The 12,025-nt window shown below is 63.0% G+C and carries 9 protein-coding genes and 3 pseudogenes; 2 read left to right on the top strand and 10 right to left on the bottom strand.

Features of this window, described 5'->3' with window-relative positions; genetic code table 11:
• Positions 1-122: 122 nt before the first annotated feature.
• Positions 123-1,252: pseudogene (locus DLM46_RS20455) on the bottom strand (IS3 family transposase); the annotation flags it as partial.
• On the opposite strand from DLM46_RS20455, the gene DLM46_RS20450 reads away from it, so the two are divergent.
• Entirely contained in the window at positions 1,234-1,518 is a 285-nt protein-coding gene (locus tag DLM46_RS20450; RefSeq protein ID WP_244306304.1) for a recombinase family protein, read from the top strand. The pseudogene DLM46_RS20455 and the gene DLM46_RS20450 sit on opposite strands and share 19 nt — an antisense overlap.
• Positions 1,519-1,606: 88 nt before the next feature.
• On the opposite strand, the pseudogene DLM46_RS20445 reads toward DLM46_RS20450, so the two are convergent.
• Positions 1,607-2,167, bottom strand: a pseudogene (locus DLM46_RS20445) (tyrosine-type recombinase/integrase); the annotation flags it as partial.
• Between the two features lie 391 nt (positions 2,168-2,558).
• Here DLM46_RS20445 and DLM46_RS20440 point away from each other — a divergent pair.
• On the top strand, positions 2,559-2,987 hold the full coding sequence (locus DLM46_RS20440; protein ID WP_115103137.1) for a hypothetical protein: 429 nt from the start codon (positions 2,559-2,561) through the stop codon (positions 2,985-2,987).
• Between the two features lie 96 nt (positions 2,988-3,083).
• Here DLM46_RS20440 and DLM46_RS20435 read toward each other — a convergent pair.
• From DLM46_RS20435 to DLM46_RS20400, 8 genes and pseudogenes are all read right to left on the bottom strand, one after another.
• Positions 3,084-3,874: pseudogene (locus DLM46_RS20435) on the bottom strand (DNA adenine methylase).
• 15 nt (positions 3,875-3,889) lie between these two features.
• Entirely contained in the window at positions 3,890-4,939 is a 1,050-nt protein-coding gene (locus DLM46_RS20430) for a relaxase/mobilization nuclease domain-containing protein (protein ID WP_115103135.1), read from the bottom strand.
• 18 nt (positions 4,940-4,957) lie between these two features.
• Positions 4,958-5,709, bottom strand: a protein-coding gene (locus DLM46_RS20425) for an IS5 family transposase (protein WP_115103133.1) whose coding sequence is annotated in 2 segments (ribosomal slippage) — positions 4,958-5,388 and positions 5,388-5,709 — 753 coding nt in all. Because the reading frame shifts where the segments join, the coding sequence is not laid out codon by codon here.
• Positions 5,710-5,765: 56 nt separating this feature from the next.
• Positions 5,766-6,287, bottom strand: a complete 522-nt coding sequence (locus DLM46_RS20420; protein ID WP_115103131.1) for a plasmid stabilization protein — start codon at positions 6,285-6,287, stop codon at positions 5,766-5,768.
• Positions 6,288-6,297: 10 nt separating this feature from the next.
• On the bottom strand, positions 6,298-7,857 hold the full coding sequence (locus DLM46_RS20415) for an LPD7 domain-containing protein (protein WP_115103129.1): 1,560 nt from the start codon (positions 7,855-7,857) through the stop codon (positions 6,298-6,300).
• Between the two features lie 45 nt (positions 7,858-7,902).
• A complete protein-coding gene (locus DLM46_RS20410) occupies positions 7,903-9,840 on the bottom strand; it encodes a PriCT-2 domain-containing protein (protein WP_115103126.1) in 1,938 nt (645 codons plus the stop codon).
• A complete protein-coding gene (locus DLM46_RS20405) occupies positions 9,837-11,618 on the bottom strand; it encodes a type IV secretory system conjugative DNA transfer family protein (RefSeq protein WP_115103123.1) in 1,782 nt (593 codons plus the stop codon). Before DLM46_RS20405 ends, DLM46_RS20410 begins: the two co-directional genes overlap by 4 nt.
• Entirely contained in the window at positions 11,615-12,016 is a 402-nt protein-coding gene (locus DLM46_RS20400; RefSeq protein WP_115103121.1) for a hypothetical protein, read from the bottom strand. Before DLM46_RS20400 ends, DLM46_RS20405 begins: the two co-directional genes overlap by 4 nt.
• Between the last annotated feature and the right edge of the window lie 9 nt (positions 12,017-12,025).

Genomic DNA, 12,025 nt, shown 5'->3' with positions numbered 1-12,025 from the left:
GCGCAAGAGCGATGGCGAACCGGGCGCGAAGACGCTGTGGATCGGCATGCAGCGAGTCATGGATGCTGTGATCACCATCCAGATCTTGCGCGACGGCTACGACACTTCTGTATAACGAGATGGAATAAACCTTCGCAGGCTGCATTATCGGGCGAGCATCCTTTGCGTGACATCGAGCGAACTAGCTTGGCATCGCGCATCCGTGAGATCCATCCCGGCCATCGATAGTGCGCACCGCGATCAGAGTGGACCACAGGCCGATCATCGCTGTTGGCCACCGTTTCGATGGCCGCATCCAGCATAGTATTCACGAGTTCGGCGTCCGGCCGCGTGCCGATTGACCAGCTCACAACGAGCCCATCGAAGCAGTCGATCAACGGTGACAGATAGACCTTGCCGGCCGGGATTTGGAACTCGGTAAAGTCGGTGAGCCACTTTTCATTCGGGGCTGCTGCACGGAAGTCACGATTGATGAGGTTCTCCGGAGCAGGACCTATTTTTCCTCGATAGGAGCCGTAGCGACGTCGCCTAGTTGTGGCGGCGGCCAGACCTTCCTGCTTCATCAAACGTCGCACCACCTTCTCCGAGAGGAAGACCTCCAGCCTGCCCAATGCCGCGTGGATTCGACGATAGCCGTAGCAACGATGATTGAGTTCAAGGATGTCAGCGATGACGCGACGCGCGTCAACATGCTTGTCAGCGACGAGCAGACGTGCACGGTGATAAAAGTAGGAGCTGCGAGCAAGCCCCAATACGGCTAACAGGTCAGGCAACGCGTAGGTCTGTTTCAGGGCGTCAACCAGCATCGTCTTCTCCCGGTTGCTCAGGATTCGCAGGTCGACGCCCAGGCTTTTTTTAACAGTTCATTTGCCTTCTTCAGGATATCGTGTTCGACTTGCAATTGGCGGATGTCGCGTCGAAGCGATTCGACCTGCTGCTCCAGTTCCGCCCGCTCGTGGGCCGGTGCTGGATTCTTATGGCGTTTCATGGATGCCGGAACCTCACGACCGAGTAGCTTGTTTTTCCAGTTGTATAGCGTCGGCCTGCTCACGCCTCTTTTCTGGGCAACTATGCGCGCGCTTTGCTCTCTTGCGCAAAGTTCGATGACTGCCGCCTGCCTTACCCCCTGGGATTTCGGAACGCCGCCAGCTGCTCTGCCGACAATGCGTTTCCCGATTCCGGGGCGCAGTTCTTCGATCCAAGCTGCAAGCGTCCCGCGACTCGGATATTCCAATGCCCTCAAGGTTCGAGAACACCAAGCGCCAATATGCGCTGCGCCAACGGGCGGTCGCCCTGGGGTGGTCCGAGGACCGCATTATTGTGATCGATAGCGACCTGGGCCAGTCCGGCGCGTCATCGGCGGACCGCGAAGGATTCCAGCGTCTGGTTGCCGAAGTGGGCATGGGTCACGCCGGCATCGTGCTCGGCCTGAAGGTGTCGCGCCTGGCGCGCAACTCCACCGACTGGCATCGGCTGTTCGAGATCTGCGCAATCACCGACACATTGATCCTTGACTAATGTCGAGCAGTCCGTAATGTGGAGTACGAGCCCCGGGGCACTGCGGCAAAGGGGAGCCCGGGTAGTCAGACTCCCCATTACCTCGGCACTACAACGAAGCGAGCCACTCGATGACGGAGACATCGTGACGCCATGAGTCTGGCGGTGTGAGCGAGCTTGCAAGCGGCTGCGCCCGGGCAATGGCCTGGCGTTTCATTTCCAGATCGGCGCTCGCATAGCGGTTTGTGGTGTTGACGCTGGCGTGACCGGGCCAGTGACTTATGGTTACCAGATCCACCCCGGATTTGAGCAACAACATCGCCGTGCTATGCCTGGCGCAGTACGGGTGAAGGCGCTTGCTGGCCAGGGGCGGGCATTTGATCACTGCCGCCCGGAAGTAGTTCGACAGGATGTAGCCAATACCAAACCGCGTGAGCTGCTGCCCTCGCTGGTTGCAGAAGAGCGGCGTATTCGAGCGACCGTCCAGCTGCGTTTCCATGACGAACTGCTTCAACACCTGTGCCGTCTGAGGCCAAAGCGGACAGACTCTCCTCTTGCGTCCCTTGCCAAACAGGGTTACCTGGGATGGTGGATCGATCTGCAGGTCACAGGCGTTTAGGTCGACGATTTCCTGGGCCCGTGCGCCGGTATTAAACAGCACACCGAGTAACGCGTAGTCACGACGGCCCTAGCAGGTGCTTTGATCGATACATTCGAGGACGGCACGGATCTCGTCCTCCTCGAGGTAGTCGACGGTTTCTCAAGTGCTCGCCCTAGCTTGTTCGACCTAGCTTGTTCGACCTCACCATACTTTCGCCAGCCGATCGCAAAAACGAACTCACGGAAAACGCCGGTCAGAAACGGAGAACGACAACCAGGTTAAGAACACACGATCAATCAGTCGACACGGATCCGTCGTCCCCGACCTGTGTCGAGCTAATGCTACGTTGCATTCGTCAGTCAAACGTCTATATTTGGCAGATGAAACTTCGCTCCTGCCTCAGCCTCATGACCTGACAAGAGTGGTTTGACGTCGCACTCCATGCCCAAAGGAGCGGATCATGGGTTGGCTAAAACTTGCGCTGATCGCAGCGGCTGTAATCGCCATAGCAAAGTGTATCCAGCTGTTCAACCGGCATTGCCGACGCCGCTTCGGCCATTCGTTCTTCTCGCTGCGAAGCTTCTGGATCACGGCCATCGCAATTAACCTGATCTGGTGGGGCCTTTACTTCTGGGCTAACGCAACGCTCCACCACACGCCCCTGTCCGACGGACTCATTCTCGTTTCCCTTGGCCTCGCTGCAACAGCATGGCTGCTCTACGAGAACATTCGCGATACAGATCTGCTTTACGGCATTGGAGGGTCGACCCTTCAGTTTGCACTGTTCTTTCCGTTGGCCGTCGCCAGCTTTCCCCTGCTTACAGTCGCGATGGTGGTCATGGTCATCGCATCATACAAGGCGGGACCTGCGTGGTTCGTCGATTCCTGAGAGCGAGCAACGCATATTACCGTTTCGTTACGACTCAAGACACCGCACCGGTCCGGGTTTGCACCAGCATCTATCACGCTCGCGACCACTCCAAAATCAGAACAGTCCCACGGGGTCTTTCGCCCTGTCCCAGCTGTAGATAATGAGTTCGCTGCGCGGTGCGGCATTGCCCGCACCGCCAACGATGTACTGGATATCGACGCATTCCGTATCGAACTGCACGAGCAGCGCCCTCATCGCCGGATGGTTATTGAGCGTCAGGATGGCGCGCCCATGCGACCCGCCCAGCATTCCGGCCATGCGCTCATACTGATCATATTCAAACGGCAAGCCGTAGCCTTCTGTTTCCCAGTAAGGGGGTCGAGGTAGAAGAAAGTGTGGGGCCGATCGTAGCGAGAGACGCAGTCGTGCCAGTCCAGCTTTTCGATATATGCCCCCGACAGCCTGAGATGGGCCGCCGACAACGTCTCCTCACTTCGCAGAAGATTCAGCCCCGGTGGAGAGGTCGTCGCCGTGCCGAACGTCCGCCCTTCAACGCGGCCGCCGAAGCAGTTCTGCTGCAGATAGTAGAAACGTGCCGCACGCTGGATGTCGGTGAGCGTGTGCACTGGTGTATCGCTCAGCCACCTGAGCAACTCGCGACTAGTCAAGGCCCACTTGAATTGCCTCACGAACTCCTCGAGATGATGCTGCACCACGCGGTAAAGATTCACAAGGTCATCGTTCACGTCGTTCAGCACCTCGACTTCAGCCGGTAGGCGCATGAAAAACAGCGCCGCCGCTCCGGCAAACACCTCAACGTAGCAGCGGTGAGGTGGAAATCGCGGAATAAGCACGTCCGCGAGCCGTCGCTTGCCGCCTATCCATGGAATGATCGGCATCGCCATTGACATCTCCTCTGCTCAGCGCTCCATCCAGACATCCGGATCGTCGGGAAACAGTGCCCGCTGGGTCTCACTGCGCTCTGCGTCACGTAATCCGCGCTCGCGCGATGAGGTGCGACGACGCGCTCCTTCATTGCGGTCGGTGCGACCCGTGCCAGGCCGATCGCGCTGAACGGGCATCGTCTGCACGAAGTCCGTGACCAGTGCTGCCAGGCTCCGATCATCGGCGCTCTGCGAGCCGGCCATCGCGTGAACCACGCCTTGCCATGCTTCGAGCGACCCAGCGTGGGCGTCCCACAAGGCTCGACGGGCCAGTTCATCCAGCTCCGATCTCCAGTAATGCGCTGTTTCTCCTCGCGCCGTCATATGCACGACGGCCTGTTTCGGATAGCGGCGCGTCTCACCCCTGGCTAGTCGGCGCGTCGCATTGGCTTCGACACCGTGCCCGCGCAACTGCCATGCAAACTGCTCGCGCCAGCGCTGCAGATCCTGCTTTCGCGGATTGAGCCGCTTTCCGTCCGGTCCGCGTGCCTGGACCGTCAGATGCACGTGCGGATGCGCCTCGTCATCATGCGCGGCAAAGACGTACCGCCTGCCGTCGCCGAATTCCTCCGCCGCAAACGCGCGCGCGGCGTTGCGCACCGCCTGCCGGTCCGTGCCCGGCGGCATCGAGAGCAGCACGTTGAACACTTCCCGCCTGCGGCTTTCTTCCGGGATACCCCAGCTGCCAAGGTGCCACGCATCCGTCAGATCGTGCAGTGCCTCGCGGCCGAGCATGGTCATCCCCTCCTGATCCTCGAGTTCGACCTTCCCGTTACGCGAGATGTACCGCAAATGACGCCGCACCGCGCCCATGCCCTGCGCGCCCGACGCCTTGTTCGTGATCTTGACCATCACCTCCGGGGTACGTTGGAGCGTGCGGGCCAACTGCTCGCGCATGCATTGTATGTCGCGTCGGAGCTCGCCGCGTGACATGCGCGGCGCACGCACGTGCCGTAACGGATCGTGAAAAAGCCTGTCTCCCCAGTTCAGCAGCATCTGGTCGACGTATGTCTTCGGGAACGACATGCTAGGTCGTGTTAACAATCAAAGCTTTGGCGCAAATGCGCAAGCGAGTTGCGCGAAGGCCATGAAGTTGCGGGCGAGTTTGTCATAGCGAGTAGCGAGGCGTCGAAAATGTTTGATGCGACTGAAGAAGCGTTCGATAAGGTTGCGGCATCGATAGGGCTCGGGATCGAAATCGCGCGGATTGCGTCGATTGGCGCGTGGCGGAATCACGGCCTGGGCACCAGAAGCTTCAATCTGCTGGACGAACGTGTTGCTGTCGTAGCCCTTGTCAGCGATGACGGCTTGAGCCGGGAGATCGGCAATCAGTTCCGGGGCGCAGTTGATGTCGGCGACCTGGCCGGCACTCAATATGACGCGAAGCGGATTGCCCAGTGCGTCGACTGCGACATGCAGTTTCGTGCTCAATCCTCCCCGCGACCGCCCAAGTGCCTGCGGCCCCGCTTTTTTTGGGCGCCGGCTGAATGTTGGTGCGCCCGCACGATGGTCGAATCGATGAACAATTGCTGCAAATCGGCTTCGCCTGCCAAGGCATGGGCCACGCGTTCCCATACGCCCTTTCTGCTCCAGCGGGAAAAGCGCATGTACGTGCGTTCCCACCGACCGAATTCGCTGGGCAGGTCGCGCCATGGTGCGCCAGTACGAGCGATCCATAGCACCGCTTCGACAAACAGCCGATTGTCTGCCGCCGTGCGTCCCGGATCGCTTGCCTTGCCTGGCAACAGATGCTCGATCTTGGTCCATTGCGCGTCGCTCATCAGCCAGCGAACCATCCTGATCTCCCATAAAAATCAGGATGTAAACACAATTCACTGATTGTTAACAGCCCCTAGCGGCTCCAGCGATCGAGGTTGGCGCGCAGCACCTGCATAACTGTGCGCAGATGCGTATCAATCACGGCACGCGTCTCCTCGAGCACGCACTCCGCCTCGCGCGCACCACCGCTTGCCTGCAACCGTCCGAGCCACGTCACGATCGTGGCCAGATGCTGGTTCGAGTCTGCAAGCAGTCGCATCTCGCGCTCGCCCAGTTGCGGTTCATGCACGAGCTGCGCGCGGATCACCGCAACTATCCAGCGATTGACATTCATTCCACCAGTCAATGCATGCCGTCTGGCCACTTCGAGTTCCACCTGGGTGAGACGGATTTCGATGCGTTCACGATGCCCGTCGACCGGAAGGCGGTGATGTTCGGGCCCAGGCACCCCGTCTGGCGACTCGTCCCGGCTCAGCACATAGTGGACCAGTTGCCGGACCCCATCGGCCGCCGTTACACCGTGAAGGGCACACCATGCCTCCCAGCGTGATTTCGCTCGCCCGAGATCCACACACAGTCGCGCACGCGAGGCCATGTCTGAGCTCCTACAGGGACGGAGGCGCGGGTTCGGACGGTCCACGTTCGACCTCCCGGGTCGGGACGCGCTCCGGAGCCGCGCGCGTGCGGCGGTTGCGCGTGGAGGGCGCATCAGGATCGAACACACGCGGTCGTGGAACCGTGACACCCTCTGCCTCGAACGCGGTCATCAGCCGTTGCACACGCTGCTGCACGCGCGCAATGGATCGCTCGCTGAAACCCTGCTGCCGCATCGCGGCGGTCAACACCGCCATCTGCACGGCACGCTCCCCGGGCGACATGATGGAAGGCTCACGCCCGCGTGCGGTCTGCGCCTGCTCCGGCGTTTCCGGCGCCGCGGTTTCACTCCTTCCGGCGTCGTCCTTCCTGCCGCGAGACTCGGGACCCGACTGCGTCCGCTCCTGCCCCACGACATCGACCTGCCAGGTATTGCGATAGACCTCCTTTTCCTCTTCGCCGATCACATTTCCCGTCGCGTCGAGAACCGGGACCGTCACTGTCACGAGACGCCGGCCGAGGTTTTCGAGCATGACCTGCTGTCCGGCGAGCGCGCCGGAGTCCGCCACGGCCCGTTCCAGGTCCACCCCCCAGACGACATGGTCCGCGCCACCAGTATCGCGATAGACGACATAATACGAGTCGCTGCGCGCAGGATTGTGCTGATAGGACGCACCGCCGTGCTCGACCAGTTCTCCCATATAGCGCTGCCGCTCCTGACCTTCGGACTCGGCAACGCGTGGTCCCGTTTCGGAGGCTGGAGCGGTTCGGGGCGGCTCCGCGGGCGCTGGTGGAGCCGGCACAAGAGCCTCTGGCTGCCGGGGAGCATCGCGCCTCGCTGGTTGCGCCACCTGTGATTCCGTAGGGCCAGGCGCGGCCTCGGGAGCGTTCGGTAGATTCGCAGGAACCTGCGCCGCCGCGGTCGTTTCCATCACGCCGATGCGGTTCGTCATCCGGTCACGACGGCCTTCGGCCAGACGGACGAAGTCGACTGCCTTCGGCTCGTATCCGCTCACCTCGATGCCGAGCAGCGTTGCCTGAACCCACACTTCGCGCCGGAACTGCTCGTGACCCGAGACGCGGATACGCCCCCACACCTTCGCACGGACCATGTCCACCATCGACTCGACGACATCGGGGCGGTTATGCTCCGTCACGAGGTACGGACCGATATCCTCAAACGCGAGCTGATGCGGCGCATCTTTCAGGAAATACTGGTTACCGGCCCGCAGGTAGCGCTTGCGCACCGTCTCCGGCGGACTGCCAAGCGGCGCCCAGCGCGTCGAGGATGCATCGTTGGTGCCACGGGGCGCCGCCTGAGACGCAGGTTGCTGTGCAGCGGCCCGTGATGGTGCATCCGCCTGGATGGCCTGATCGCGCAGACTCGTGCGCGCCGCATCGAACTCACGGTGCCGGCGTGCGGCCAGTGCATCGGCCGCCGTCTGGTCGAAGCGCTGCGCGCCTGCGGTGCCCCCCTGTGGATCCCGCAGCGGAGGTGGGTCCGGCTCGATCACGTTGATGACCGGTTCGTCCGCAGGCGGGCCGGAAGAAGTTGCGGTTTCATCCATCATGGATCTCCCTCTGATCACTGCACTGGCGGGCAGAGCGTCGCATGCTCAGCGTTGCGACCCCGGTCCCTGTCCCTGTCCCTGTCCCTGCTCCTGCTCCTGCTCGCGGCCGGCGCGCTCCTTCGACTGCGCGAGTGCCGCCGCCCGTGCTTCCCTCACCCGGGTCCACGATGTCGTCTGCAACTGGTCGAGCGTCGCGTCGAGCTCGCTGCCGAAGCCCACCTCACGGGCCGATTTCTTCAGCGAGGCAACCGTGCGCTCGAGCAGGTCGCGCGCACGGTCCCACGGATACACCCTCGCCCGTGCGCCTTCGTAGCCGACCTGCACCTCTGCGCCATTGAGCCGCTGGTTCTCGTCCATCCACCGCAGGCGGTCCGAGACGAACTCCATGTTCGACTTCGCATGGAATACAACGCTACGCGTGGACACCTCCTGGATCAGGTAGTGCTCGGTGTTGAACACCTCGCCGCGGTACGGGCCACCGTTTTCGCGGGGCGTCGCCATGCGGATCTGCGCGCCGAAGCGGTGTTGCGCGAGTGCCTTGATCTCGCCCGGTACCTCATCGAGTCCGTACAGTGGTTCGCCCACCTGCCGGCGCGCCGGCGCTTCCACGCTGCGCTCGGGTGTGGGAGCAGGCTTCGGCGCATCGACTTCCCGCCGGTCCGGGTCCGGCGGCTGCGACTGTGCCTGCCCGGCTGCCGGCGCCGGGCTTTCCTGCGGTGTTGGCTCCGGCGCGTCCTGATGGCCGGACTGACGACGCGAAGTACGGCGCCGACCCGAAACCACCCCATCACCCACGCGATTCTCTTTCACATTGCCCATTGCATGGTCCTCCTTCAATGCATGGTCTTCCTTAAGTGCGTCGTCCGATCCCTGTGCAACCACGGCCCGTCCGTCGGCTTCTTCACCAGCTACATCCCGTTGCGGTGCTCCGTACAGCGACTCCCGTAAAAGCTCACCAACGACACCGATCCCGGACAGCACCGCCATGTCATCGAAGTCAGTCGGCACGTCGCCGGCAATCCGTGCCTGCGGCGCGAAGCGCGGCTCGGCCAGCAGCGAGGACGTGCCGAGCGCGGCCTGCTTCGCATGCTCATACCCGGCACCAAGATCGGCGAGCACCAGCATCTCCGCTTCCGGGTACCGGCCCCGCCACATGGCCGCCGCCGGCCGCAGGTTGCCGCTCGACAGTGCGGCGACGCTGAACCAGCCGGTCGCCTGCCATGCTGCCAGCGCTGTTGCCACGCCTTCGGCGATCAGGATGGGCGTCACGACGCCATCACGGAACCGGTCTGGTTCCACCACCCAGTAGCCGCCCGACTTCGCGCCGCCCGCCAAGGCAGACTTGCGCCCTTCGGCATCGATCAGTTCCAGCGTCGAGAGGGTGTCGCCGATGCGAACCGGCACCACCAGCACGCGCCCCGTGAGCGGCTCCCCGGCACTGCGCGGCGCGTATCCGAGCAGCGCATGCAGTTCTTCGGCCTCCAGCTCGCGCAGTGTCGGGACTGGCCGGACCTGCTTGCGTTCGAGATACGGGTGCCCGGGACCGACTGGCCGGGCCCACTTCCAGATCGCCAGCGCCTCCCGCGCGACCGCAGCCTGCCGCGCGCGCACGCGAGCCTCAACCTGGGCATCGTGCCGCACCTTATCGACGGACGGACGGACTGCCAGCATGCGCGACCTGTCTGCCGGATCCATTGCCGCGCGCGAGGCCCGCACATCGAAACCGTGCTGCTGTGCGAGCCAGAACAGGGACGCGAGTGTCTTGCCGCCCGACTCGCCGGCCGAGCGCCAGGTCACTCGCGCAGCACGCTCGCTGTAGTTGTGGGCGGTGCGGCTCCACTCGTCCCAGATGTCGAAGCCGGCCTCGCCGAATCCCTGCTTGAGCGCGAAAGCCATATCGACCCACGTCGCGTAGTCCTCGGCAGGGATCATGGCCAGCGCCGCACGGGCACGTTCTTCTTCGCTCAGATACCGCGTATTCATCGGCGTTCTCCATGGAGCGGCACGACGTTCAAGCCGTCAGCCGTGCGCGATGCAGCTCGCCCACGTTGCGTACGCGTTGCACCGGAGGCGCGCCTGGCCTTGCGCCCCGGCGCGCCTTCCGCGGGGCGCAATTCCGCGACGTCGAGATCAGACGGCGACAGCCGGCGCGCTGCCACGGCAACACGCGCAGCTGGCACACCCAGCAGCATGAAATGTCGCTCGACGTAGGCGGCCGCCTCTTCGTCGCTCACGTCGTTGAGATGCCGTGGCAGATCGCGTGGATCCCAGGCCTGCAGCACTTCCAGATACTCCGGGGGAATGTGCATCACGCCTGCCTCATCCACGTCGTCCGGTTGCACATCCCTCACCCGCCGCTCGACCTGGGCGATGAAACGCACGATATCCATGGCCGGAATCGCGGGCGCAGCCGCCAGGCGTGACGTGAAAACGGGATCACGCCAGTAGCAGATCCGCTCCGCCAGGATCGGCTTCGTGTTTTCGAGCAGGATGATTTCCTTCTCGCGCTCGAGCTCCTTCAGCTCCTGCGGCAGCAGCAGCGGCCGGCGCTGCTCGGAGAAACTCTCGCTTGACCCACCGCGGCCGCCGAAGATCGCGTTCGACCGGCTCACACTGCGCGAGCGGTCCGTGAAGGTACCGAGCATTTCCGAGTATTCGTTCGCATCCTTCTGCTCACGCGGCGCGTAGATGATCTGCATCGCGTGATTGGTGACGAACGTCCTGGCATCCGCCCGGCCGTAGACCGACTCGAGCTGCGACACTGACTGCACGATCGAGAGCAGCCTCAGGTTGTATCCCGCCATATAGGCGACGGCGCGGGCGATGATGTGGATCTTGCCGACCGACGTGAATTCGTCCATCAGCAGCAGGCACTGGTACTTCAGCTCCGGGTTGTCCTGCGGCAGTTCCTTCGTGTTCAGGTTCACAACCTGCGAGAACACCAGATTCACCAGCAGCGCAGCCTCCGTCAGATGGTCCGGCGTAACGCCGATATAGACCGACATGCGGCGCGTGCGAACGTTACGTGGGTCGAAGTCGCTGGCACTCGTCGCAGCGTCGACAATCGGATTGGCCCAGATCGTGAGCGGCGCATTGAAGGTCGCGAGGATGCTCGCGAGTACCTTGTCGTCATTCGCGAGAAAGCGGTTGAGCGCGTCAACGCACGCGCCACTGAGTAGCCGCCGGTTCTGCAGCAGCGCCTGCTGCAGGTATGCCTTGACCGGCATGCCGTTGCCCGATGACTGCCGCAGTACCTCACCCATCGTCACCGGGTAGTCGGGCACATCGGTGTTGCCGGCGCGGCGCGCATCGCGCCACTCACACAGGAGCAGCACGATACCGAGGAAGAGGTTGCGTGCCTGGTCCTTCCAGAAGTCGTCGTGACCGCCGACCGGATATAGCGCGTAGCCGATCGCCAGGATGTCGCCAACGCGGAATACGCCGTCCGAGATCGCCGACAGCGGGTTATACCGGTGCGTACGGCCGTCCTCGGCAAACGGGTTGAAAAGGTACACGTCGTGCCCGTGTGCACGACGGAAGCCCGCGGTAAGGTTGAAGTTCTCCTGCTTGATGTCGAGCACAATCACCGAATCCGGGTAGCTGAGCAGGTTAGGCACCACGATGCCCACGCCCTTGCCCGAGCGTGCCGGCGCCGCGAGCAGCACAAACTGCTGCCCGGTGAACCGCAGATAGCGGCCACGCCAGACGCCCACGACCAGCGGCGGGCCGCTGTACGCGCCTGAAGTCGCCATCGTGCTCATAGCAGTCCTGCCCGGCGGATATCCGCCTCGTTTGCGAACCGCGCGCTGCCGTAGAGGCGCCGGCGCCCGGATTGTTCCAGAAGCGTGTAAACGCCGAGCGCGGGTGCGCCGAATGCCAGGAGCACCCCGAACAGCGCGGTGCCGGCGAGCCGCCGCCCCTGCTTCGGCAGGCGTCCGTCGTACCAGGCCATCGCCGCATCCGGCCAAGCATGAAGCCCGGCATGAAGCGGGTTGACGTGCTGGCTCGCGACGAAGAAAAACGAAGCCAGCCAGAGGGCAACCGTCAGTCCCGCTGCCGCTGCGGCCATGACCGCAAGGGTGAGCAGCGCGAGCATCGCGTGGTACCGGATCCCCCTGCTGGTTGACCCTCCCGTTCCAGTTGCCTTTCCGATGTCCATGGCCTGGCC

It is taken from the genome of Paraburkholderia lacunae (assembly GCF_003353175.1).
Classification (GTDB): domain Bacteria; phylum Pseudomonadota; class Gammaproteobacteria; order Burkholderiales; family Burkholderiaceae; genus Paraburkholderia; species Paraburkholderia lacunae.
This window is presented reverse-complemented; position numbering and strand designations above follow the sequence as displayed.

What these genes read in the sequence shown, in the direction of transcription:
- DLM46_RS20450 (WP_244306304.1), top strand. Translation starts at nt 1,234, where the DNA reads ATGCCCTCAAGGTTCGAGAACACCAAGCGCCAATATGCGCTGCGCCAA.
- DLM46_RS20440 (WP_115103137.1), top strand. Translation starts at nt 2,559, where the DNA reads ATGGGTTGGCTAAAACTTGCGCTGATCGCAGCGGCTGTAATCGCCATA.
- DLM46_RS20430 (WP_115103135.1), bottom strand. Translation starts at nt 4,939, where the DNA reads ATGTCGTTCCCGAAGACATACGTCGACCAGATGCTGCTGAACTGGGGA.
- DLM46_RS20420 (WP_115103131.1), bottom strand. Translation starts at nt 6,287, where the DNA reads ATGGCCTCGCGTGCGCGACTGTGTGTGGATCTCGGGCGAGCGAAATCA.
- DLM46_RS20415 (WP_115103129.1), bottom strand. Translation starts at nt 7,857, where the DNA reads ATGATGGATGAAACCGCAACTTCTTCCGGCCCGCCTGCGGACGAACCG.
- DLM46_RS20410 (WP_115103126.1), bottom strand. Translation starts at nt 9,840, where the DNA reads ATGAATACGCGGTATCTGAGCGAAGAAGAACGTGCCCGTGCGGCGCTG.
- DLM46_RS20405 (WP_115103123.1), bottom strand. Translation starts at nt 11,618, where the DNA reads ATGAGCACGATGGCGACTTCAGGCGCGTACAGCGGCCCGCCGCTGGTC.
- DLM46_RS20400 (WP_115103121.1), bottom strand. Translation starts at nt 12,016, where the DNA reads ATGGACATCGGAAAGGCAACTGGAACGGGAGGGTCAACCAGCAGGGGG.